The 22,417-nt window shown below is 42.7% G+C and carries 23 protein-coding genes; 19 read left to right on the top strand and 4 right to left on the bottom strand.

Features of this window, described 5'->3' with window-relative positions:
- The first annotated feature begins 66 nt into the window (after window positions 1-66).
- From DK188_RS04210 to DK188_RS04150, 12 genes are all read left to right on the top strand, one after another.
- Window positions 67-411 (top strand): hypothetical protein, encoded by a 345-nt coding sequence (locus tag DK188_RS04210; protein WP_111669553.1) that lies wholly within the window; start codon window positions 67-69, stop codon window positions 409-411.
- Between the two features lie 65 nt (window positions 412-476).
- Window positions 477-971 (top strand): hypothetical protein, encoded by a 495-nt coding sequence (locus tag DK188_RS04205; protein WP_111669552.1) that lies wholly within the window; start codon window positions 477-479, stop codon window positions 969-971.
- 53 nt (window positions 972-1,024) lie between these two features.
- The gene (locus tag DK188_RS04200) at window positions 1,025-2,680 is read left to right on the top strand and encodes an SLC5/6 family protein (protein WP_111669551.1); all 1,656 of its coding nucleotides are present in this window, start codon (window positions 1,025-1,027) and stop codon (window positions 2,678-2,680) included.
- A gap of 225 nt (window positions 2,681-2,905) precedes the next feature.
- Window positions 2,906-3,133 carry a (4Fe-4S)-binding protein gene (locus tag DK188_RS04190; protein ID WP_111669549.1) on the top strand — a complete coding sequence of 76 codons (228 nt, stop codon included), beginning with the start codon at window positions 2,906-2,908 and terminating at the stop codon, window positions 3,131-3,133.
- Window positions 3,134-3,150: 17 nt separating this feature from the next.
- A complete protein-coding gene (locus tag DK188_RS04185) occupies window positions 3,151-3,717 on the top strand; it encodes an NAD(P)H-dependent oxidoreductase (protein ID WP_111669548.1) in 567 nt (188 codons plus the stop codon).
- A 3-nt stretch (window positions 3,718-3,720) separates the two neighbouring features.
- Window positions 3,721-5,589, top strand: a complete 1,869-nt coding sequence (locus DK188_RS04180) for a monovalent cation:proton antiporter-2 (CPA2) family protein (protein ID WP_111669547.1) — start codon at window positions 3,721-3,723, stop codon at window positions 5,587-5,589.
- Between the two features lie 91 nt (window positions 5,590-5,680).
- Window positions 5,681-6,298, top strand: coding sequence for a TetR/AcrR family transcriptional regulator (locus tag DK188_RS04175; protein WP_111669546.1), 618 nt, complete (start codon window positions 5,681-5,683; stop codon window positions 6,296-6,298).
- Between the two features lie 52 nt (window positions 6,299-6,350).
- Window positions 6,351-7,703, top strand: coding sequence for a TolC family protein (locus tag DK188_RS04170; RefSeq protein WP_198672963.1), 1,353 nt, complete (start codon window positions 6,351-6,353; stop codon window positions 7,701-7,703).
- Between the two features lie 3 nt (window positions 7,704-7,706).
- A complete protein-coding gene (locus DK188_RS04165; RefSeq protein WP_111669544.1) occupies window positions 7,707-8,750 on the top strand; it encodes an efflux RND transporter periplasmic adaptor subunit in 1,044 nt (347 codons plus the stop codon).
- Window positions 8,750-11,785, top strand: coding sequence for an efflux RND transporter permease subunit (locus DK188_RS04160; protein WP_111669543.1), 3,036 nt, complete (start codon window positions 8,750-8,752; stop codon window positions 11,783-11,785). Before DK188_RS04165 ends, DK188_RS04160 begins: the two co-directional genes overlap by 1 nt.
- Before the next feature lie 3 nt (window positions 11,786-11,788).
- Window positions 11,789-12,037: an acyl carrier protein gene (locus DK188_RS04155; protein WP_111669542.1), complete on the top strand. Its 249-nt coding sequence runs from the start codon at window positions 11,789-11,791 to the stop codon at window positions 12,035-12,037.
- A 117-nt stretch (window positions 12,038-12,154) separates the two neighbouring features.
- Entirely contained in the window at window positions 12,155-12,823 is a 669-nt protein-coding gene (locus DK188_RS04150) for a CAP domain-containing protein (RefSeq protein ID WP_111669541.1), read from the top strand.
- A gap of 77 nt (window positions 12,824-12,900) precedes the next feature.
- Here the strand turns inward: DK188_RS04150 and DK188_RS04145 are convergent, their stop codons facing one another.
- Both DK188_RS04145 and DK188_RS04140 read right to left on the bottom strand, forming a co-directional pair.
- Window positions 12,901-14,712, bottom strand: coding sequence for a glycoside hydrolase family 2 protein (locus tag DK188_RS04145; RefSeq protein ID WP_111669540.1), 1,812 nt, complete (start codon window positions 14,710-14,712; stop codon window positions 12,901-12,903).
- A 27-nt stretch (window positions 14,713-14,739) separates the two neighbouring features.
- Complete coding sequence (locus DK188_RS04140) at window positions 14,740-15,456, bottom strand: hypothetical protein (RefSeq protein ID WP_157963160.1); 717 nt, start codon at window positions 15,454-15,456, stop codon at window positions 14,740-14,742.
- Between the two features lie 297 nt (window positions 15,457-15,753).
- Here DK188_RS04140 and DK188_RS04135 point away from each other — a divergent pair, with 297 nt between their 5' ends.
- Complete coding sequence (locus DK188_RS04135; protein WP_111669538.1) at window positions 15,754-17,484, top strand: phospho-sugar mutase; 1,731 nt, start codon at window positions 15,754-15,756, stop codon at window positions 17,482-17,484.
- An 87-nt stretch (window positions 17,485-17,571) separates the two neighbouring features.
- Here the strand turns inward: DK188_RS04135 and DK188_RS04130 are convergent, their stop codons facing one another.
- Window positions 17,572-18,516: a succinylglutamate desuccinylase/aspartoacylase family protein gene (locus DK188_RS04130; protein ID WP_111669537.1), complete on the bottom strand. Its 945-nt coding sequence runs from the start codon at window positions 18,514-18,516 to the stop codon at window positions 17,572-17,574.
- A 78-nt stretch (window positions 18,517-18,594) separates the two neighbouring features.
- Here DK188_RS04130 and murB point away from each other — a divergent pair, with 78 nt between their 5' ends.
- Window positions 18,595-19,608: a UDP-N-acetylmuramate dehydrogenase gene (gene murB, locus DK188_RS04125; RefSeq protein ID WP_111669820.1), complete on the top strand. Its 1,014-nt coding sequence runs from the start codon at window positions 18,595-18,597 to the stop codon at window positions 19,606-19,608.
- On the opposite strand, the gene DK188_RS04120 is transcribed toward murB, so the two are convergent.
- Window positions 19,605-20,087 (bottom strand): deoxycytidylate deaminase, encoded by a 483-nt coding sequence (locus tag DK188_RS04120; RefSeq protein ID WP_111669536.1) that lies wholly within the window; start codon window positions 20,085-20,087, stop codon window positions 19,605-19,607. The genes murB and DK188_RS04120 overlap by 4 nt on opposite strands.
- A gap of 138 nt (window positions 20,088-20,225) precedes the next feature.
- On the opposite strand from DK188_RS04120, the gene DK188_RS04115 reads away from it, so the two are divergent.
- From DK188_RS04115 to DK188_RS04095, 5 genes are all read left to right on the top strand, one after another.
- Window positions 20,226-20,789, top strand: coding sequence for a DUF4136 domain-containing protein (locus DK188_RS04115; RefSeq protein WP_232825659.1), 564 nt, complete (start codon window positions 20,226-20,228; stop codon window positions 20,787-20,789).
- Between the two features lies 1 nt (window position 20,790).
- Window positions 20,791-21,117, top strand: a complete 327-nt coding sequence (locus tag DK188_RS04110; protein ID WP_111669534.1) for a DUF962 domain-containing protein — start codon at window positions 20,791-20,793, stop codon at window positions 21,115-21,117.
- Window positions 21,118-21,216: 99 nt separating this feature from the next.
- Window positions 21,217-21,573: a response regulator gene (locus DK188_RS04105; protein ID WP_111669533.1), complete on the top strand. Its 357-nt coding sequence runs from the start codon at window positions 21,217-21,219 to the stop codon at window positions 21,571-21,573.
- An 85-nt stretch (window positions 21,574-21,658) separates the two neighbouring features.
- Window positions 21,659-22,144, top strand: a complete 486-nt coding sequence (locus DK188_RS04100; RefSeq protein ID WP_111669532.1) for a hypothetical protein — start codon at window positions 21,659-21,661, stop codon at window positions 22,142-22,144.
- 55 nt (window positions 22,145-22,199) lie between these two features.
- A complete protein-coding gene (locus DK188_RS04095) occupies window positions 22,200-22,406 on the top strand; it encodes a hypothetical protein (protein ID WP_111669531.1) in 207 nt (68 codons plus the stop codon).
- The last annotated feature ends 11 nt before the right edge of the window (window positions 22,407-22,417 follow it).

The following is a 22,417-nucleotide window of genomic DNA, read 5'->3' as shown; positions in this document are numbered from 1 at the left end:
TGACTATCTCTTTGATTTATCAGCAGAATATCGATTACATTTGTCGACTGATTGGAGTATAAAAAGATGAAAAAACAGAAAATCGCCTTACTCTTGAGCTGCTTTTGGCTGCTAAGCTTGGCGATAGCTTTTTCATTTCCTCCTACCGCAAAATCGGTAAAAGATCATACGGGCAATCAGTCTGTCCTGAGTGAATTACCTGCTATTACATTTGCATTTCGCAATTCAGCAGAAAATCCCGAAGTCCCAGGATTCAAAGCGGATATAGGCCTTTCTGGTTTTATCAATTCCATTGAAAAAATCGAATGGCTGACTTCCCATTCGCAGTACCTCTCGCCTGCTTTTTTCAAAAAGTCCAGGCCACTTTTTGATGTACTAATTACCTTTTTCTATTTCTTTCATACTTGGTAGATGGTGTTTTGATTCCAAGCCTCATGGCATAAAAACACATTTCTTAATTTAATCTACCCATTATCATGTTTGATATTGATATTCCTACGCTTGTAGTGACAAGCGTATTGATGGCGGCTGTATTCGCTATATTCTTCTATTATTCACTCAAAATCAGAAGGACCCGAAAGGAGCTCTCCGCAAAATATAACCACTTCATTTCAGAGCGAAACCTTAAGCCTACCCTGCGTGAGGATTGGCGAAATAGATTTATCCTTGGTATAGATCAGCCAAACAAAACATTAGTCTATTGCAACTTTGGGGAAAAGGAAGAAAAGCTCGCGATTTCATTACCTGAAGTCAGCAGAGTGGAGGTTTTAGAAGATTTCCAAGAAGGAACCAATGGAACAAAGTCATTTAAAACCCTGGAAAATTTGGCTTTGAAAATTCAATTCAAAAATCCAAGCAAAGCAGCCCTTCAACTGCCAATCTACTCGGCCGAGGATTATTCGGATCTGCTTGGAGAAACAGTTTTGGCCTCCAACTGGAGTAAATTGATCAATTCAGAATTAACTAAATAATAATTAAGAGCTCCCTATTCGGTAGGAGCTCTTTTTTTTTCCATCACAAATTTATGACTGCAAAAAATGAATCTTGGGGTTCGCGAGTCGGACTGATTTTGGCCATGGCAGGCAATGCCGTCGGTTTGGGAAATTTCCTGCGATTTCCCGTTCAGGCCGTACAAAATGGAGGAGGTGCCTTCATCATTCCCTACCTCATCTGCTTTTTGCTGATGGGTATTCCTCTGCTATTCACTGAGTGGTCGATTGGTAGGTTTGGAGGAAAAATGGGGAACCACAGTACTCCTTACATCCTGGATTCGATGGGCAAAAAGTCCATCTGGAAATATGTGGGCGTTTTTGGGATTTTCACCAACATAGCGGTAGTCGCCTACTATACTTACATCGAATCCTGGACCTTCATTTATGTGTTCCATACCATTTTTGGGACTTTCACTGGGATGAGCAAAGAGGAAGTAAGTTTGTTTTTTGAACAGTATGTGAACCTCACAGGGTCTGATTTGGGCATTCAATTTCTTCCAGTGTTTATTTATGTCCTGATATTGGGAGTGAACGTCTACATCCTATCCACCGGTCTTGGTGGGATCGAAAAAGTGGCGAAAATCGGTATGCCACTTTTGGTGCTGTTCGGAATTATTCTCGCCTATCAAGGATGGACAATGGGAGCCAATTATGCTTCTGCCGAATTCCCAAATGCAAACGCATGGGACGGAATAAACTTCCTATGGACCCCACAGTATTCCTCTTTGGCAGATCCCAAAGTTTGGCTAGCAGCGGCAGGGCAGATTTTCTTCACACTCTCTGTGGGAATGGGATCGATCCAATGCTATGCTTCCTATGTGAAAGAAAACGAAGATATCGCACTCAATTCCCTATCTGCCGGATTCACCAATGAGTTCGTAGAAGTTTTGCTTGGCAGTGCAATCGTAATTCCCATTGCTGCTGGTTTTCTTGGACTTGACTGGGTGATGGAGAATGCAGGTTTTGGAATGGCTTTTCAGACAATGCCGTATTTGTTTCAGCAATGGGGTTCCGTCTTCGGAGCCATTGCAGGGGTGAGCTGGTTTGGACTTCTGTTCTTTGCCGGAATCACTTCTTCGCTCGCCATGGGTACACCTTGGATGGGATTCATGAAGGATGAGTTTGGCTGGAGCAAAGTCAAAGGCGCGGTTTCATTTGGAGTGATTGCCCTTGCAATGGGTCTTCCAACAGTCTTGTTTTTCCAGTATGGCTATTTCGACGAATACGATTATTGGGCAGGCACGGTGAGTTTGGTCGTCTTTGCCTTATTAGAAATTATCCTGTTTGCTTGGGTATTTGGGATAAATAATGCTTGGTCAGAACTAAACAGAGGAGCTGACATCCATATTCCGGTCATCTATAAATTCATCATTAAGTATGTGACTCCGGTATTATTGTTACTGGTTTTTATAGGTGCATTATTTACCCCTGAGGGAAATGATTGGTCAGGTGCCATCTCGGCTTTGCTTAACGGTCACTTATTCTCTCTCGATTCGAGTTCATTGATTTCTAAAATAACGCATGAGGACATCAAAGCTCAAATCCTGTCAAATCCTGAAAACAGTGAATTTCTAGAGAAAAAAATGTGGTTTTCCAGTTTAGCCAGGACACAGCTGATCGTTCTTTTCTTGGCTATTGCTGCCATTGTTTGGTATTCTACTATTAACCGTAAAAAATCCTTTCTATGAATACATCAGCTTTGATTCTGTCCTTGATTACCCAAGGTTTAATTTTGGGTACCACTTGCTACTGCTTTTATCTCGTCCTGAAAAAACCCAAAACAGAGTAAACCTCAGGAAAGAAAAAATCAAACCTGCACGGAAATATCCTGCAGGTTTTTTCTTTTTCGCTCAAAATTAAAGGAACTAGTCCTCAGTTTTTGGTATACTAGAGGAGCTAAAATCCTATCCACCATGAATGACAGCACAACAAAAGAATACGACAACGGCGAAGTAGTCATCACTTGGCAAGCCGAAAAATGCATCCACTCAGGCAACTGCGTCAGAGGGCTTCCCCAGGTATTCAAACCAAAAAACAAACCTTGGATTGAAATTGGGAACGCCAGCACAGATGAATTGGTTAATCAGGTGAAAAAGTGTCCCTCTGGAGCACTTGGGTATTATTTCAAGGAAAAAGAATAACCTTTTAGCCAATCGTCATGCGTAAAATTCTGGTGCTTTTTGCCCATCCCAAATACGAGCATTCAGATGCAAACCAAACCTTAATTAATTCAATCAGAAATCTGGAAAATGTCCAGATTAGGGATCTCTATGAGCTTTATCCCGACTTCAATATCAATATCCAAGAAGAACAGGAAGCCCTTTTTGAGCACGAGGTGATCATCTGGCAGCATCCACTGTATTGGTATTCTTGCCCTCCATTGCTGAAGCAATGGATCGATCTTGTGCTGGAATATGGCTGGGCTTATGGTCCGGGGGGTATTTTCCTAAAGAATAAATATGTCTTCAATGCCATCACCTCTGGAGGTGCCAAAGATGTTTATTCCAGTGAAGGAAGAAATCGATATTCCATGGAGGAATTTTTAAGGCCTTTTGAACAAACAGCTTATCTCTGCAACATGCGCTACCTGCCGTATTTCCAACTAGGTGGCACTCATCGGATTTCTGATTCTGAACTTCAAGGGGTGGCTGGAGTCTACCGAAACCTCATTTTGGATCTCCGTGACTCAGAGGAAATCACTTATCCCTACATCCAAAAAAGCTGAGCCATGGAAAGTTTTTTTGCACAGAGTATTATCTACATCGTTGCTGCTATTATCTGCGTCCTGATCACGAAGAGACTGGGGATGAGTTCCATTCTCGGTTACCTTTTTGCAGGAGTTTTGATCGGTCCTTACCTGTTGAAATTCATCACCAACGAGAGTGAGGGACAGGATATCATGCATGGGACAGAGTTTGGCGTGGTAATGATGCTCTTTCTGATCGGCCTCGAGCTGGAGCCTAAAAACCTCTGGAAAATGAAAGACCTCATCCTCAATGTCGGTCTTTCGCAGGTATTGCTCACAGCGCTTGTTCTTTTTGGATTAAGCATTGGCTTGGGGGTCAGTTGGAATGTCAGTTTGGCTGTGGCGCTGTCTATGGCGCTGTCTTCCACAGCTATCGTGCTGCAATCGCTCAAGGAAAAAAATCAACTGGACAGCAAGGAAGGAAAAATGTCCTTTGGGGTCCTTCTCATGCAAGATATCGCAGTCATTCCCATTCTGGCGATTCTTCCGCTATTGGCGATTGTCCCTTCCATGCCTACAGCGGACCATGCTAATTTCCTGAGTGATTTTCCAAGTTGGGTCCAAACCTTATTGATCTTTGGGGCCATTGGAGTTGTCATTTTGCTCGGACGATATGCTTTTGGCCCCCTGCTGCATTTGGTGGTGAAAACAAGACTTCGGGAGCTTTTTGTGGCAGCGGCACTGTTGATTGTCACCGGAATTGCTTTTTTGATGGAAATCGTTGGACTCAGTCCGGCATTGGGAACTTTTCTGGCAGGGGTTATTTTAGCAAATTCCCCCTACAAGCATGCTTTAGAAACTGACCTTGAACCCTTCAAAGGCTTGTTGCTTGGCTTGTTTTTCATGGCAGTTGGGGCTACGATCAACTTTGACCTGATTGGAGCAGATCCGATCAAGGTGATTTCCTTGACCTTGGGAGTCATGGCATTTAAAGCCTTGGTATTGTTTGGTATTGGGTATTTTAAAAAGCTGAACACAAAAGAAAATTTAAACTTCGCAATTGGCTTGGCTCAGGTCAGTGAGTTTTCGTTTGTCACCTATTCCTTTGCTTTTCAGTTGGAGATATTTACCAAAGAAACTACTGATCTCCTGATGGCTGTCACCGCATTGAGCATGGCGCTGAGTCCTGTTTTGATGCTGTTATTTGAGAAGGTATTGTTCAGCAGATTGGGCAAAGCTGAAGATAAAAAAGAGCTTGTGGCTGATCCCATAACAACAAAGAACAAGGTCATTTTACTTGGATTTGGAAATTTTGGATCCACAGTGGGTCGGTTTCTACGTGCCAATGGTGTGGAATCGACCATTCTGGACTCCGACCCAGACAGAATAGAGAATCTCCGCAAAATGGGCTTCAAGGTCTACTTTGGAGATGGAACCCGGGTGGATTTGTTGGAATCAGCAGGTGCAGAAGATGCCAAAATCCTGATCTCTGCCATCGATAGTACAGAACACAGCAAACGAATCGTGAAAATCTGCCAAGAACACTTCCCAAATCTGGAGGTATTGCTGAGAGCCCGAAACCGATTTGACGCTTATGAACTGATGGAACTCGGCATCAAAAATATTTACCGCGAACACCTCGACACGTCCATCCGAATGGGTGTAGATGCTTTGACCAAGCTGGGCTACCGGGCGTATACTGTCAACCGTCTCGCCCATCAATTCAGAGAGTACGATGAAAAGGCGCTTCAAGTGCTGGTAAACTATCGTGCCGACAAAAAAGAATACATCTCCAAAGTGAAAAAAGAAATAGAAATTCAGGAAGCCCTACTCGGAGGCGAGCTTTCCAAAAAATTCTCTCTGAATGATCATGCATGGGACAGCGATCAGATGAAAGACCAATCCAAATGAGGTTTTGAATTTTTTTTAAAAAAAAAAAATTTTGATTTTGTTTGTAAAATTAAACAGTGTTTAATTATTTTTGACTGTTCAAATTATTATCATGGGAATAGCAGATCGAAAGGAACGAGATAAGGAAGAATTGCGAGATCGAATTTTGGTGGCAGCCAAATCACTTTTTTTGGAAAAAGGTGTGGAAAAAACCTCTATCCGCAACATCGCCGATCGGATCGAATACAGCCCTGGGATCATATACCATTACTTCCGGGACAAGAACGAGATATTTCATGCGCTTCATCAGGGTGGTTTTATTCAATTGATGGAAAAAATGCAAGTCCTCGCTACCGTCCGGCATCCTATGGAGCGGTTGAAGGCTATGGGAAGTGTCTATATAACCTTCGCCATGGAAAACCCTGATATGTACGATCTTATGTTTATCAAAGAAGCTCCTATTGATCACGTTTTCAATTCTGAACATGATGCTTGGAAAGAAGGTGGCGGAACGTTCAACTACCTGAGGATGACTATTGATGATTGCATCAAAGTTGGGCACTTCGCAGGACATGATCCCGAGGCGCTCTCCTACATGGTCTGGGCTACAGTTCACGGTTTGGTATCACTCAGCATCAGAAAGCGCTGTGAAGTAGTACTTCCGCATAGACAGGATCAAATCGTGAAAGATGGTTTGGAAGAATTTTACAAAATTCTGGATCGGCTCTAAAAAAATTTACCCCATTATTAAACACTGTTTAAAAATAAAACATCGAACAATAATGAAAAAGGCTATACTTCTACTCTCGGGCTGCCTGCTTTTCTATTCCGTGCCTCAAGCTCATGGACAAACTGTTTTGGAGCAGTACATTCAGGAAGGTCTGGAGAATAATTTGGTACTGAAGGATAAAAACATAGACCTGCAGCGAGCAATCCTGACCCTCAAAGACGCCAAAAGTTACTTCCTTCCTAGCCTCGATTTTGGGGCAAGCTACACGTTAGCCTCCGGGGGTAGAACCATTGACTTTCCTATTGGTGATCTGCTCAATCCCGTCTACTCCACCTTGAACCAACTGACAGGAACTTCTGCATTTCCCCAGCTGGAAAACGTCTCAGAACAATTGCTGCCGGACAACTTCTACGATGCAAGATTTCGAGCCTCTATGCCTTTGGTCAATACAGATCTGATTTACCAGCGAAAGATCCGAGAAAAGCAAGTGCTTCTTTCTGAATTTGAGCTAAAAACCTACGAGGCTAATCTCATTCAAGACATCAAGGTAGCCTATTACAATTACTGCACGGCCTACACTGCGATCGGAGTCATCCAAAGCAGCCAAGGATTGGTGGAGCAAAACCTTCGCGACAATAAATCCCTGCTGGAAAATGGCAAAGGCCTCCCCGCTTCTGTTCTTCGTGCCGAAAGTGAAGTAGAAAACATCAATGCGCTCCTGATCGAGGCAGAAAGCCGCAAACGAAATGCAGCACATTATGTCAATTTCCTTTTGAATCGACCTGTAAATTCCGAAGTAATTTTCGAAGAGCAATTTGCAGATTTGGCCATCCTTGATGAACTACTCCGGGGCCAAGATCTAAGTGGGAGATCAGAAATTCTCCAAGTTCAAACTGCCGAAAGTATCCAAGAGACTCTCATCAAAGCCGGCAAAAACTATTGGGTCCCCAAAATAAATACCTATGCAGACCTAGGTTCACAGAGTTTTGATTGGGCTTTTGATGAACAGTCGCGGTATGCAATTTTGGGAATCAACCTCTCGATGCCGATTTTCCAAGGAGGAAGAAACAGAAATCAGATTTACCGAAGTGAACTTGGGCTACAGTCCGTCCAAAATCAAAAATCACTTCTGCAGAATAAATTATCCCTCGATCTCCAGCTTGCCAAAAACGAAGTGATAACCAATCAGGCAGCTTTAAAATCTGCGGAGAAAAAACTGGAGTCCTCTGCAGCCTACTTCAGACTGGTGGATCGGGGATTTAAGGAGGGAACAAACTCACTCATTGAATTCATCGATGCCCGAAATCAACTGACTCAAGCCTCACTTCAAAAAACCATATCCTCCTACGATCTGCTCAAGTCGCTTGCTATCCTTGAGCGTCAACTAACCTCCGAAACTTTCTAAGCCATGAGATATCGCACACATTATTTCATCCTTCCCCTTTTGATTCTTTTTGCTGCTTGCAGTAAAAACGAAACCGAAACGCAAACCCCGACTCTAGGTGAATCCATCCCTGTGAGGGTCATCGAACTACAGCAAGACACCTTTTCCCTGCCAATCAACGCCAGCGGTACATTTTCTACGAAGGATGAAACCATCCTTTCGTTTAAAGTCGGGGGTATCGTGTCCAAACTCCTCGTGCAAGAAGGCGATGCAGTAAAAAAAGGACAACTATTGGCAGCGGTGGATTTGACCGAAATCCAAGCCGGCCTCAACCAATCCAAACTAGCCTATGAAAAGGCGCTACGGGATTATGAGCGTGCAGGTAGGCTGTACAGGGACAGTGTGGCTACGTTAGAACAATTTCAAAACAGCAAAACTGCTTTGGACATCGCTGAGCAGCAAGTCAAGACTGCAGAATTCAACCTATCCTACTCCCAGATCCGTGCAACTCAAAATGGTTTTGTTCTCCGAAAATTTGTCAACGCCGGGCAGCAAGTAAGTTCTGGAGCTCCAGTCCTTCAAATTAACGGGGCTAATCAGGGGAATTGGGTCCTTCAGGCTACAGTCAATGATCAAAACTGGAATATCATTTCCGTAGGTGATCAGGCAGTGATTTTGAACTCTTCTTCAGACAGCATACCAGGTCGCGTGATACGCAAAAGTCAGGCAGCTGATCCGATGACTGGAGCCTATTGGGTGGAGATTTCTTCAGAAACCAAGGAGCATTCTAACCTTGCCTCGGGCATGTTTGGCAAGGTGGTGATTCTTCCTGCCAGACAAAAATCCGGTTGGGAGATCCCATACGAGGCACTTTTAGATGCGGAAGGTTCGGGTGGGTATGTTTTTGTGACCGATGATGATCAGCAAGCCAAAAAAGTAAAAGTGGTTCTTGGAAAAATCGGACAAAATACTGTGCAGGTTCTCAGCGGCTTGGAAAATCACAAAAAACTGATTGCCTCCGGTAGTGCCTATTTGACTGATGGTTCAAAAATTCAAATTCAGAACTGATGCGTATCTCTGATTTTGCGGTAAAAAATTACCAATTCACACTGGTCATCTTCCTGATGACCGTAGCGGTAGGGCTGACTACGTTCTTCAATATGCCCAGAAGTGAAGATCCGGTCATCGAGTCTCCTCAGTTCCCCGTGATCGTAATTTATCCCGGTGCAAGTCCTGAGGATATGGAGGAACTGGTAGTGGATCCTCTGGAAGAAGTGATCTACGGTCTCGAAGACATCAAACGAATCAAAACCGAGATCAAGGATGGTGTGGCAGTCCTGTTTGTGGAATACAACTACAATGAGGACGTCAATGAAAAGTACCAGGAGCTGGTGCGCGAAGTCAATACCCTTCGTCCAGAGCTTCCTGAGGACATTTTCTCCATCAGAATCAATAAGGTTCGTCCCTCTGATGTCAATATTCTTCAGATAGCATTGATCAGTGAAAATGCCTCCAGAGAAAGTCTGAAAAAGTATGGGGAAAGGCTTCAGGATAAATTGGAGAAAATTACTGAGCTAAAGAAAGTGGAGCTTTTCGGACTCCCTGAGCAGATTGTCAGAATAGACCTCAAGCTGGATGAAATTGCTGAAATGAATATTCCACTGAATGCCATCATTGGGAATATCCAAAGTGAGCTCAGCAATATTCCTGGAGGTCAAGTAGATGCTGGAAGCAAAAGCTTCAATGTGAAAACCAGCGGAAATTACACTTCTGCAGAAGAAATCGCTGAAACTGTAGTCTTTTCCGTGCAAGGGAAATCCATCCAGCTCAAAGATGTAGCTGAGGTAAGAGATGACTTTGAAGAAACTAAACACATCACGAGACTAAATGGCTACAGATCCATTTTCGTCACCGCCGCTTTGAAGGAAGGGAACAATATTTCTTCAGTCCAGTCCAAATACCTGACGGCAATCGAAGAAGTAAAAAGCGAGCTGCCAGAAAATATCGATTTGATCACAGCCTTTGATCAGGCCGACTATGTCAATCGACGCTTGAGTGGTTTGGGAATTGACTTCCTGATAGCGATTGGCTTGGTATTTATCACGCTTCTTCCATTGGGTAATCGGGCATCCATCATCGTGATGATCTCTATCCCACTTTCGTTAGCAATTGGCTTGGTTTTGCTTAATGCACTTGGTTACGGACTCAATCAGCTAAGTATTGTTGGATTGGTGGTCGCCTTGGGTCTTTTGGTGGATGACAGTATTGTAGTCGTAGAAAACATTGAACGATGGATCCGAGAGGGATATTCCAAGCAGGAGGCGGCACTGAAAGCTACCAAACAGATTTCATTATCCGTGGTAGGCTGTACCGTGACCTTGATCATCGCATTTTTACCTTTGGTTTTCCTACCGGAGGGATCCGGAGATTTCGTCCGGAGTCTTCCAATGGCCGTGATCATGAGCGTATTGGCATCTATGTTGGTTTCGTTGACCATTATTCCTTTTCTGTCCACGTGGATGCTCAAGGATAAGGGAGCAGGTCATTCCAACAAGGTTTTTGACTTGTTCCAAAGAGGAATCCATGCCACCTATGCCCCACTTTTGGAGCGAGCTTTGCGAAAACCATCGCAAACTTTGATCCTGGCAGGAGTGATTTTCATTGCTTCCTTGGGGCTGTTTCCATTGATTGGGTTTAGTCTTTTTCCTCCTTCGGAAAAACCAACTTTCCTGATCAATATCACCTCCCCACTTCAGTCCAACCTCAGCACAACAGATGAAATTTCCAAGCAGGTAGAAAAAGAACTGATCCAAATTCCGGAACTGAAAAACTTCGCTTCAAACATTGGCAAAGGGAACCCACGGATTTATTACAACGAAATCCCGGAAAACGAACGAACGGATTATGCCCAAATTTTTGTCCAACTCAATCCAGAAACATCGCCACCACGCAAGCTGGAAGTGATCGAAGCCTTAAAGGCTAAATTTTCAACCTTTGTGGGAGCAAAAGTCGAAGTGAAAAATTTTGAACAGGGCCCCCCCGTTACCGCGCCGGTGGAAGTTCGTCTATCTGGTGAAAATCTTGACACACTACGTACCCTCGCTGCCAAAGTAGAAGAATTGGTCAAGTCTACACCGGGAACGATCTATGTAAACAATCCCGTAGCCAACCTCAAAACAGATGTTCGGGTAGCTATTCAGAAAGATAAAGCACGACTTCTTGGCATAAACATTTCTGAGGTGGATCGCACGGTCAGACTGGCTTTAGCGGGTCTCAATCTGGGTTCATTTACAGATCCAGATGGGCAAGAACGGGATATTTTGCTTTCCTCTCCAAGAGAAGAAAAGGCCACACTTGCCAACCTCGATGGGTTGTACATCACCAATCAACAAGGCGCAGGTGTTCCGCTCTCCCAAATCGCCAATCTGGAATTGGAAAGCAGTACGCTCACTATAGATCACTACAATAAAGAACGATCGGTCTCTGTATCGGCCTTTGTGGATCAAAAGTTTCTCGCCGATGAGGTCATCAACGAAGTGATCACCAGAATGAACCAAGTCGAATTGCCGGAAGGCTATGATTTCAAAATGGGAGGAGAATACGAGACCCGAAAGGAGTCTTTTGCAGGATTTAACACCGTGATTATTGTCACTGTATTTCTATTCATTGCGGTCTTAATCTTGCTTTTCAAAACCTTCAAAAGCACGATTATCGTCCTCTCGGTAATCCCGCTTGGAATGGTGGGAGCCCTCATAGCGCTCTGGATTACAGGAAATTCACTTTCTTTTGTCGCAATCATCGGGTTGATTGCGTTAGCAGGTATAGAAGTGAAAACTTCGATCCTCTTGGTAGATTTCACCAACCAACTCAGGCAGGAAGGAAAACCTTTGGATGCTGCAATACGTGAAGCAGGAGAAATTCGATTTTTGCCGATCGTTTTGACAACTATTACAGCTATTGGAGGTTTGATTCCTATAGCTTTAAGTACCAATCCGCTGATTTCTCCGCTTGCCATTGTATTGATTGGGGGATTGATCAGTTCCACAGTATTATCGAGAATCGTCACCCCGGTGATGTATAAGTTACTACCACCAAAAATTTGAAATATGAACCAACATTACGCACAACTCAAAAAAGCAGTGGAAGTATTCCACTCCTATGGCATCTCGCTCTCAGGCCAACGAAAGAATGACCATTTTATCCAAAAATTGAACATGGACCCTGTTTTCATCAATGGGCTCATTTTTGAATTGGAATACAATCTTCAGGTATTTCTGCAGGATGAAATGTTGGGCAAGGCCTGTACACCCAAGGAAGTAATTCAACTGCTGCTTACTATCCCTCAGGACAACTGATTCAGGTCGACAAGGATCTTGGCAAAGGGTGGTCGCAAGTAGACCAAAAAATAAAAATCAGGGTTACCAAAAATAATTCAGAATCGACTACGTCCTAAGAAATAACAATTCGACGGGATGAGAAAATTATTGGTTTTTGGGTTTACCCTGATTTTTCAATTTACAATGGGCCAAACTTGGACTAAGGATTCCTATTCCAAGTATGACGAATTCACTTTTTACAGAATAGAGGCACTCTATGAGCAGATAGACTTCAATCAGCCAGATGCTGCACTTTTGCAGGCTGCTATATTTTTTGTGACAAATGAAGAGCGGATAAAAGCCAAGCTGCCAAGGTTCAAATACAATTCAAAAATCGAAAATGTAGCTGCCGGACATGCATCTGATATGGTGAAATATGGCTTCTATTCTCATACGAGTAAGATTCGGATCAAGCGCACGGTGCAAGATCGATTTCATCTAGAGGGGCTGAATCCGGAATTTTATGGGGAGAATATCTGCTCGACCTATGGTCTGCAATATGAAAATGGCCGAAAGGTAAATCCCCCCTATCCTTCCGGTGTTTTCACTTATGCTTTCACTTCGAAAAAAGAGACCATTCCGCCTCACACTTACATTTCCTTTGCAAAAGAGGTGGTGAAACTTTGGATGAATTCACCCGGACATCGGCAGAATATCCTCAATCCAAGCTTCCAATCACTGGGATGCGGAGTAAGCCTTTATTTGGAAAAAAATTTTTACAATATGCCTTATTTCAAAGTGGTGCAAAACTTCGGAAGTGATTGAACAGCAGATATTTTCACTCTGCACCCAATCACTTCTTTAATTTTCAATTCACTTAGGTCAGATTATTCTCCTATGAATCATTTGTAAAGGCTCTCGTGTATTTTTCTGAGGTCTTCCAGTGCAATTTTTATGACTTTTCGGTCATAGGTCATGAGCCCATTCGTCTCCACTTCCACATCTGTGGTCTGCGTGTAAACGGCCGCAGCCAGACCTTTAGGAATCATCTTGAGTAAATCTTCCATTAGAATCATGTATCGAGCCTTCAGTTCCTCGGGAGAAGAAAAACTTTGGTATCCCCAATTGTCCTTTAGCTGCCAAGTATGACCTTCCAGCGGTAATCCCAAGCCTCCAAATTCCCCCAGAACCAGAATATTTTCTTTGCCAAATACCTGCGGGTCGGGCATGACTGGATCGGGGTAATTGTGCAGATCGAGGATATCCCCCACGACTTTTGATCCGGTCATTTCAAAGTTCCCGCCACTTGCGGAGTTGATCAATCGACTGGGATCCAACTCTCGGGTCAGTTTGGTGATTTCGGCAGTTTTGAATTGCCCCCAAGCTTCATTGAACGGAACCCAAGCTACGATTGAAGGGAAAAACCGGAATTCATTGATGATTTCCTTCCACTCGGCTTTGAAAATCTCCTCTGACTCCTCGGTTCGGTTTTTATACATTCCTTCACGGATGACTCCCGGTCTGACCTCCCAGCGATTTCCCATATCCCCGCTAGGCATGTCCTGCCAAACCAGCATCCCCAATCGATCCGCATGGTAATACCAGCGCGCAGGTTCTACTTTTACATGCTTTCGGATCATGTTGAAGCCCATCTCTTTGGTTTTTTGGATATCAAAAAGTAAAGCTTCGTCAGTAGGTGCTGTATATAGCCCATCAGGCCACCAGCCTTGATCCAGTGGGCCATAGTGAAATAGCGGCTTTCCATTCAGAAACATTCGTTGATGGCCATTTTGATCTTTGGCCATTCTGATATCCCGATAGGCTGCATAAGATGTGACTTGATCTATGATTTTCTTTCCTTCGAGAATTTTGATGGAAACATCATACAAGAATGGGGAATCCGGCGACCAGGTTTTAGGTTTTTCCAAGCGCACCGGAAGTGGTTTATTGGGTTGACCTTTGAAAGTCGCAACAAGATTTCCTTGATCCAAAACAGAAACTTCCACTTCCTGTCCAGCTTTGGGATTGGTGACTTCAGGATAAAAGACCTGAACAGAATTTTCCCAATCCGTCATCGAATACACTGAGGAAATATACTCGGTTGGCACCTCTAGCATATAAACGCTTTGCCAAATACCGGTGACCGGCGTATACCAAATCCCTTTCGGATCTTGAACTTGCTTCCCGCGAGGTTGTGGACCTGCATCGCTTGGATCCCATACCCGCACTCGAATTTTTTGCTGCTTCCCTTTTACCAAAAAATCGGTGATATCGAAGGAAAATGAATCGAATCCACCTTGATGCTTACCCACTTGCTTATCGTTCACCCATACTTCGGCTTCCCAATCCACTGCACCAAACTTGAGCAGGATTCGCTTGCCTTTCGGGCTTAATTCCAAATCGAAATTCCGTTCGTACCAAAGTTCATTTTCGGGACCAACAGTTTTTTGCACTCCCGAGAGAAAAGATTCTACAGGGAAAGGCACGGTGATTTTTCCTGCAAATCCAGTCTCCGGACTGCTTCCTTTTGGCAAAATCGCAAAATCCCAAGGTCCGTTTAAGCTTTGCCATTTATCCCGCACCAGTTGAGGCTCTGGATATTCCGGATGCGGATGAGTTGGATCTACCTGATCACTCCAGGGGGTTTTCAGAATGGTTTGTGAAAAAGCCTGAAGTTGAACTAAAAAAAGACACAGAAATAAAAAGATTCTCATAGTAAGACGGGTATGTTACGATTAAACTTATCGAAAATGAAACCAAAGCACAAGCTGTTCCTTTGGTTGGTTGGGACGGAAGGATGATTGGTCTGAAGGAGACTGGAGTGGCTTATCAATTTCCTGCAAAGGAGGATTAAAATAGAACACCAAGTCTGAGACCGCAGTGGGATAGGAACTATCTGGATTTTGATAATCTCCCAAGCCCAAAAAAATGTCTGATGTCTCAGTACTCACATCCAGTATCACCGATTCAAATTCCATCTTGACTGAGCGAATCTGCATTAAAAAGCCTGTAGGATTTCCCTCAATTTCTAGTGTAGGGTCAGCCATGGGTGTAAACTGTAGGTTTTTCCAATTTCCCGATTCCGAATCCGAAGAATTCCACGAAATCTGGTTTAATAGTTGATCCGGATAATTGAATCCAAGACCGGCCCATTTCGAATTGGATATCTCCGAGGATGGAGAAGAAACTTCCAACTTCAGTCGGCCATCAGCAAATACTGTCCAAGACAAGGAATTTGGCCAAGGTTTGTAGGAGGATTTGATGAGGATGGATCCATCCTTTTGTTTTTTCCACATCACTGTAGAAAATTCATTTGAACTGGCCTCATCCATGGAAGACTGTGAAAAATGTAGGACATTCATTCCCACTTTTAGCTTATCGAGCGTCCCTTTGGCTTTTCCGAATACAAAAATTTTATTTCCCACTGCCACTTGCAATTCGACATTGGATTCCCTCACAGAAATCTGCCCAGGTTTTGGATCTTCATGTTGAGTAATGGACTCTTTTGAAATAGAAAAAACACCAAAGTCCGAATCCCTACCTGTACAGAATAATAAAGGAAAAATCATTGTGGCAAGAAAATATCGAAATGGCATGGAGAGTCTCAGACTTTTAAAGACCTAAAGTAACTGATATCTCAGGATTTAAAAACCTGCCAAAGTAAATCTCAATCCTCCTTTGGATCATTTTCAAAAGTGAAGTGGCATTTTTTGACATTTTATCTATCTTAGAACCACACAGAAATTTTTAAAAAAATGAGTTCAATCGACCCTGCAATTCTTAGCAAAGCGCAAAGCTGGCTGGATGGAAATGTTGATGCTGAAACTAAAGCATCAATCAAAAAATTAATGACGGACAATCCTACCGAATTGGTGGATTCCTTTTATCAGGATTTGGAATTTGGAACTGGTGGTTTGAGAGGTTTGATGGGAGTAGGCACCAATCGGATGAATGTCTACACGGTAGGCATGGCTACTCAAGGCTTGGCCAATTACTTGTTAAAATCCTTTCCAGGACAAGAAATCAAGGTGGCCATCACTCATGACTGTAGAATCAACAACACGCTTTTTGCTAAAACTACAGCCGATGTATTCACTGCTAATGGCATCAAAGTCCTTTATTTCAAGGAAATGCGACCGACACCGATGTTATCTTTTGCAGTTCGGCATTTTGGCTGCAAAAGCGGCGTAATGATCACTGCATCACACAATCCCAAAGAATACAACGGATACAAGGCCTATTGGGAAGATGGCGCTCAGGTAGTCGCCCCACACGATACCAACATCATCAAGGAAGTTCAAAAGATCACCTCCTTTGATCAGGTGAATTGGAATAAGAATGATGCGCTGTTTGAGTATATTGAGGAGGGCTTTGATAAAATTTATCTGGATTTGGTCAAAGGATTGAGTCTTTCTCCAGATGCCATCCAGGCCCAGAAAAGTATGCCGATTGTCTTTTCTCCTATTCATGGAGCCTCCGGTAAGATGGTGCCTGCTGCATTGAAGGCTTTTGGATTTGAAAATGTCCATATTGTAAAAGAACAAGCTGAACCAGACGGCAATTTCCCGACAGTTATTTATCCCAATCCTGAAGAAGCAGAGGCTTTGACCATGGCTATTGAATTGGGTAAAAAAGTAAACGCTGAGCTAGTCTTGGCCTGTGACCCGGATGGAGATCGTTATGCTGCAGTAGTTCCCAACGAATCAGGTGAATTTGAATTGCTGAATGGAAACCAATCTGGAGCCATGATCAGCTATTACCTGCTGAACAAATGGAAGGAAGCTGGCAAATTGGACGGCAATCAGTTTATGGTCAATACTATAGTGACCACGGAGTTGATCAATGAAATCGCAGCCGGATTTGGAGTGAAGTGCTTCAATGTATTAACCGGATTTAAAAATATTGCCTCCATTATTCTACAGCTGGAGGGCAAAGAAACCTACATCGGGGGCGGTGAGGAATCGTATGGCTACCTAGTTGGAGATTTTGTTCGGGACAAAGATGCTGTGAGCGCAGCGGCTGTTTTCGCCGAGCTGATCGCCTACTATAAAACCCAGGGTAAAAACGCGATCGATGTTTTGGCTGAGATCTACACCCAATTTGGCTTTTTCAAAGAATCTCTAATCTCAGTGACGAAAAAAGGAAAAGATGGTGCCGAGCAAATCCAAGCTTTGATGAATGGATTCCGAACCAACCCTCCTTCGCAAATGAATGGGATCGATGTGGATCGGATCGTAGATGTGAAAAACTCTACTATTACGCATCTCAAGTCAGGCAAAGTGGAAAAACTGGATATGGACAAGTCCAATGTGATGCAATTTTATCTCGTAGACGGAAGCAAAATCTCCGCTCGTCCATCCGGTACAGAACCGAAAATCAAATACTATTTTTCAGTAAGCGCTCCTCTTGCCAGTGCAAGCGAATATCGAAAAATAGAAGCAGAATTGGTCACAAGATTGGAAGGATTGAAAAACTATTTCAGTTGATAACTGATCAGAAGAAAATAAGAAAGCACCGGGTGATCGGTGCTTTTTTTTGTTTTTGTTTCAAGGCAAAATCAGCCAAGAACTTGACTATTCCCTTCCGATATGAATCAGTGCATCTCCGACATTGACCACAGGATTGTTATTTAGTCCAATCACATGACCATTCGCATTTGCTTTGACAGGTACAATCACCTGACCATAAGGATCTGAAATCCGGGCTATGATTTGTCCCTTTTTGACAGATTCACCAAGTTTTACTGACGAGAAAAATATCCCCGAAGCCTTACCCCGAGTCCATTCGCTGTCCTTCATTACTAGCGTAGCCTGAGGTGCAATAGGTGCATAGATCATCCCAAGATGGTTTAGGAGTCTTTTGGTACCCAATATCCCTTCATCAATGGCGAAATTATCCAATCGCATACTTTCTCCTCCTTCGAAAACCAGGAGGTGTTTCCTAGCATTGTAGGCGGTCTTCCTGAACGACTTCTCAATATGTTTGGAATTCACCACAAAATGAGTCCCAAAGGCTTTGGCCAACTCCAATGCAACTTTGTCCTTAAAATCTACCCGGATTTGCGGTTGATTGGATAGCATTCTACCTCCAGTATGAAAATCGATCCCAAAATCAATCTGGGGAATAATCTGCTCACTCAGGATGTAGGCAATCCTGGACGCCAAAGAACCTTTTTTATTGCCAGGGAAGCTCCTGTTTAGATCACGGCCATCTGGAAAAGTCCTGCTATTGGAAAGAAATCCATAAATATTCACCAAGGGAATAACGATCAAGGTTCCTTTGAGGAGCTCTACACCCGAGTCAATTTCTTCCAGGATTCGTTTGGCCGTAAAAATCCCATTAATCTCGTCTCCATGTACTCCCCCGCTGATCAGGACTACTGGGCCTTCTTCTTTTGCTGATCGAATGAAAATTGGCAGATCGATTAACGTATGCGTAGGAAGTTTGGCAATTGGTAACTCTATGTTGACAGATTGCCCGGATCTGATCCGGACTCCATTGATCAGCACTTCTTTCATGAAATGGACAGCAAGATTGGTGGTTTCGTTTCACTTTGGCTCAAAATCTTGCTTATTTCGCAAGTCAAAACCAAGTGCATGAATATACAAGAAAACATTTCGCTACAGCGACTGAACACTTTTGGAATTGCTAGAAATGCACGATTTTTTACCATTGTCGGGAGTAGTGAAAGTCTGGCAGAAGCACTGAGTTGGGCAAAAGATCGCAACGAGAAAGTTTTAATTCTCGGCGGTGGAAGTAATATTCTGCTGACAGCAGACTTCAATGGTTTGGTAATAAAAATGGAAATCCAAGGAATCGAACTGATTGCTGAAGACGATGCACACTATTGGGTTAAAGTGGGTGCCGGGGTGATCTGGCATGACTTGGTAAGTTATGCCATCGATCACAATTGGGCTGGATTGGAAAATCTCTCGCTAATCCCAGGAACTGTGGGGGCTTCTCCCATGCAAAATATCGGAGCCTATGGTGTCGAAATACAAGATGTCTTTGAAAGCTTGGAGGCTTTGGAAAAAGCCACTTTACGCATCAAAACTTTTTCAAAGCAGGATTGTAAGTTTGGCTACAGAGAAAGTGTCTTCAAAAATGAATTAAAAGATCAATACATTATTTGCTCGGTGATTTTCAAACTGAAGAAAAAACCGGATTTGAATATAGAATACGGAGCTATTCGAGATGTTTTAAAGGAAAAAGGCATCGATCAGCCAGGCATTCGGGAGATCAGTGAGGCTGTCATTGCTATCCGTACATCTAAGCTTCCAGATCCCAAAGTGATCGGAAATGCGGGGTCATTTTTTAAGAACCCAACCATCCTTACTAGTCAGTTCAATGAATTGAAGACAGTTTTTCCTGAGATTCCTGGCTATATTTTAAATGAGGGGGTAAAAGTCCCTGCAGGATGGCTGATCGAGCAAGCTGGCTGGAAAGGAAAAAGATTCGGTGAGGTAGGTGTCCATTCCAAACAAGCGTTGGTTTTGGTTAATTACGGTAATGGTAAGGGGGAAGATATAATTTCCTTAGCTCAACAGATCCAACAGTCCGTGATGGAGAAATTTGGCATTCAGCTTCAACCCGAAGTCAATTTCATTTAGATCAGCTGGTCAGATACCGCCAGTTCTTTTCGGTAGCGTTCCACTTTCACTCCGAATTTCTTCAGGAAATCCACCCCTTCGTCCGACCCGATTCCTTTGTATTCTGCATAAGAAAAGAGGTAAACTACCTTAGAAATCCCCATAGAAAAGATAATTCTGGCACAAGCCAAACAAGGGGACAAAGTTACGTACAATGTGGAGCCTTCCACGGAAGTGTTGTTTTTGACAGCATAAAGAATCGCATTCTGCTCTGCATGGAGGGCCAGCGAGCAGCTTCCCTTGCTATCGCGTGCACAGCCGTGCTCCGGAAATTCCAAATCACAATTATGGGTTCCCGCGGGAGGTCCATTATACCCGATCGAGATGATCCTGGTTTCTTTAGTCAAAACTGCACCAACGTGCTTTTTGATACAGTGCGAACGTTTGGCAAGATTAACTGCCAACTCCATAAAAATATCGTCAAAATCAGGTCTGCTCATAACTTTCGGTTGGCAAAAATAACAAACCAGCTCATTCGAAAGAAAATTTCAGGAATAAAGACTGATGTTTTTTCGTTTGAGAAGAAAAAGTAACTTTCATCAATGAAGAACTATCCTAATGTTCAAACCCAACACCCAATGTTTCGGAAATTTCGGCCTTCTCTAATGCTGCTGGCAGCATCATTTTTTGTCTCCTGTACCGCAATCGACGTATTCAATGAAAACAATGAAATTCCTATTGCGCGTCCCTATCAATCCTTCGTCATTATCAATAAAGAGATCGGCATGCGGGGATTTTCTGCACAATTCCTTGATGAGCTGGTTCAATCTCAGATACAAGAAACACTTGAAAGTAACGGAATGACCTATGACCCTATAAAACCGGATGTGGTCATTCGATACCACTCGAATGAAGATCTCAGACAGCGGGAAACCGTCACCAATAACAATCCCTACCCATTTTGGGGATATAGAGTATATAACCCTTGGATATACAATCCATTTGAAACTAACCGAGTGACTACCAGTAATTATGAGCTTCTGCAGGTAATCGTAGATTTTATTGATCCTGTCCAGGACAAATTTTTGATGACTTTAACTGGAGTTACAGAGGTCAGCAGTCCAAAAACAAAACAAAAAAAAGTCGAAAAAACTCTAGATGCAGTCTTAAAGACGTTTCTAGAACAGAAAAACCAAAGATGAAATGGAAAAGAAATATACAACCCTTAAGGAATTCTATCCTTACTATTTGGAGGAGCACCAGAACACGACCTGCCGCATCCTTCATTTCATTGGAACAGGCTTACTGTTTGTGATTTTGGGTGTAGGATTCACGACTGGAAACTACCTTCTCTTTCTTTGCATCCCGATTGTTGGCTATGGTTTTGCGTGGGTTGGCCATTTCTTCTTCGAAAAAAACAAACCCGCCACTTTCCAATATCCCCTCTTCAGCCTCGCGTCGGACTTCATTATGTTCTTTGATTTATTGAAAGGCAAAGAAAAATTCAAAAAAAGAAGTCAAATTCTTTGAATAGTGACATGATTTCTGGCAAAGTATTTGAACAATAAGAAAAAGATTGTAGTTTTGTATGATTATTAATGTATTTCAAAATCAAATTTTTGCACTTCGATGCTCACAATAGTTCTGATAGACGATGACCCAATTAGCACTTTCGTGACAGAAAAGCTAATTTTGAAAAATGTCAAGGAACCTTGTACATTTCACAAATTCCAAAGTGCAAAAACTGCATTGAACGAAATAAATTCACTTCGGCCCAATTATCTTTTTTTGGACCTCAATATGCCAGAAATGAACGGTTGGGATTTTTTAGATCACTTTCAGCCAGAAAACAACGATGCTCAAATTTATATCTTGAGTAGCTCAGTAGATCAGCGGGACATTTCAAAGGCTAGCCAATACGATCTTGTAAAAGATTACCTCTCCAAGCCATTAATTAAAAAGTACATCAAGTCCATCTTCAACTGATCCAATTTCGATCAGTTTTTTTTTGCCTTCTTGAACATTTTCAAACTTAGAATCCCGAAATTGGTTAATACCAAAAAAAGAGATTATGGCAAGTGCAAATCCAAGTTTGATAGATGCAATCGAAAAAACAGTTCAGAAATTATCCAATGGGGCAGCTTACCAATGGGGTCATATGGGAGCTTGTAATTGCGGTAATTTAGCTCAGGAACTTACGCATCTCAGTAAAGCTGATATTCACCGATACGCTATGCAAAAGCATGGGGACTGGAATGAACAACTCCTTGATTATTGTCCCAGCAGTGGATATCCAATTGATTTAATGATTTCGACAATGTTGGATTTTGGACTTACGCTGGAGGACTTGGCCAATTTGGAAAAACTCTCAGACCCGCTGATTCTTGCTCAAATACCAATAGAAAAAAGAGATCAACTGAATAAAAATTCAAGAGAAGATGTCATACTATACATGGAAACTTGGGCAAAACTTTTGAGAGAAAAGTGGATCACTGAAAATTATAGTCTGATTGAATCTGAGTTGGAAAAAAAATTAGAGTTACCTGTATTGGTGTAATTAAAATTTTGTCTTATTTCGTGAAGAATAAAATTTAACCCCTTTTGAAACAGCTATGGAGGATTTTGAAGATGATTTCGATGAAATTGAAGATTTCGAAGAAGAAGAAGATGAATTCGAAGATGACTTTGAAGATGGATACGATCTAGATGAAGACACAGAATTTCTGGATGACAACATCGTAGATTTTGGGGAGGATGAGGATGACTTCGGAGATGATGAGGATATTGAAGAAGATGATTTTGAAGACGATCTGGATTAATCACTAAGGTT

The sequence above is a fragment of the Algoriphagus litoralis genome (assembly GCF_003259255.1).
GTDB lineage: Bacteria > Bacteroidota > Bacteroidia > Cytophagales > Cyclobacteriaceae > Algoriphagus > Algoriphagus litoralis.
The sequence above is the reverse complement of the archived record's forward strand: the minus strand, read 5'-3'. Positions and strand labels throughout refer to the sequence as shown.

Coding starts and splice junctions, on each gene's coding strand:
- DK188_RS04210 (WP_111669553.1), top strand. CDS start 67: ATGAAAAAACAGAAAATCGCCTTACTCTTGAGCTGCTTTTGGCTGCTA.
- DK188_RS04205 (WP_111669552.1), top strand. CDS start 477: ATGTTTGATATTGATATTCCTACGCTTGTAGTGACAAGCGTATTGATG.
- DK188_RS04200 (WP_111669551.1), top strand. CDS start 1,025: ATGACTGCAAAAAATGAATCTTGGGGTTCGCGAGTCGGACTGATTTTG.
- DK188_RS04190 (WP_111669549.1), top strand. CDS start 2,906: ATGAATGACAGCACAACAAAAGAATACGACAACGGCGAAGTAGTCATC.
- DK188_RS04185 (WP_111669548.1), top strand. CDS start 3,151: ATGCGTAAAATTCTGGTGCTTTTTGCCCATCCCAAATACGAGCATTCA.
- DK188_RS04180 (WP_111669547.1), top strand. CDS start 3,721: ATGGAAAGTTTTTTTGCACAGAGTATTATCTACATCGTTGCTGCTATT.
- DK188_RS04175 (WP_111669546.1), top strand. CDS start 5,681: ATGGGAATAGCAGATCGAAAGGAACGAGATAAGGAAGAATTGCGAGAT.
- DK188_RS04170 (WP_198672963.1), top strand. CDS start 6,351: ATGAAAAAGGCTATACTTCTACTCTCGGGCTGCCTGCTTTTCTATTCC.
- DK188_RS04165 (WP_111669544.1), top strand. CDS start 7,707: ATGAGATATCGCACACATTATTTCATCCTTCCCCTTTTGATTCTTTTT.
- DK188_RS04160 (WP_111669543.1), top strand. CDS start 8,750: ATGCGTATCTCTGATTTTGCGGTAAAAAATTACCAATTCACACTGGTC.
- DK188_RS04155 (WP_111669542.1), top strand. CDS start 11,789: ATGAACCAACATTACGCACAACTCAAAAAAGCAGTGGAAGTATTCCAC.
- DK188_RS04150 (WP_111669541.1), top strand. CDS start 12,155: ATGAGAAAATTATTGGTTTTTGGGTTTACCCTGATTTTTCAATTTACA.
- DK188_RS04145 (WP_111669540.1), bottom strand. CDS start 14,712: ATGAGAATCTTTTTATTTCTGTGTCTTTTTTTAGTTCAACTTCAGGCT.
- DK188_RS04135 (WP_111669538.1), top strand. CDS start 15,754: ATGAGTTCAATCGACCCTGCAATTCTTAGCAAAGCGCAAAGCTGGCTG.
- DK188_RS04130 (WP_111669537.1), bottom strand. CDS start 18,516: ATGAAAGAAGTGCTGATCAATGGAGTCCGGATCAGATCCGGGCAATCT.
- murB (WP_111669820.1), top strand. CDS start 18,595: ATGAATATACAAGAAAACATTTCGCTACAGCGACTGAACACTTTTGGA.
- DK188_RS04120 (WP_111669536.1), bottom strand. CDS start 20,087: ATGAGCAGACCTGATTTTGACGATATTTTTATGGAGTTGGCAGTTAAT.
- DK188_RS04115 (WP_232825659.1), top strand. CDS start 20,226: ATGTTTCGGAAATTTCGGCCTTCTCTAATGCTGCTGGCAGCATCATTT.
- DK188_RS04110 (WP_111669534.1), top strand. CDS start 20,791: ATGGAAAAGAAATATACAACCCTTAAGGAATTCTATCCTTACTATTTG.
- DK188_RS04105 (WP_111669533.1), top strand. CDS start 21,217: ATGCTCACAATAGTTCTGATAGACGATGACCCAATTAGCACTTTCGTG.
- DK188_RS04100 (WP_111669532.1), top strand. CDS start 21,659: ATGGCAAGTGCAAATCCAAGTTTGATAGATGCAATCGAAAAAACAGTT.
- DK188_RS04095 (WP_111669531.1), top strand. CDS start 22,200: ATGGAGGATTTTGAAGATGATTTCGATGAAATTGAAGATTTCGAAGAA.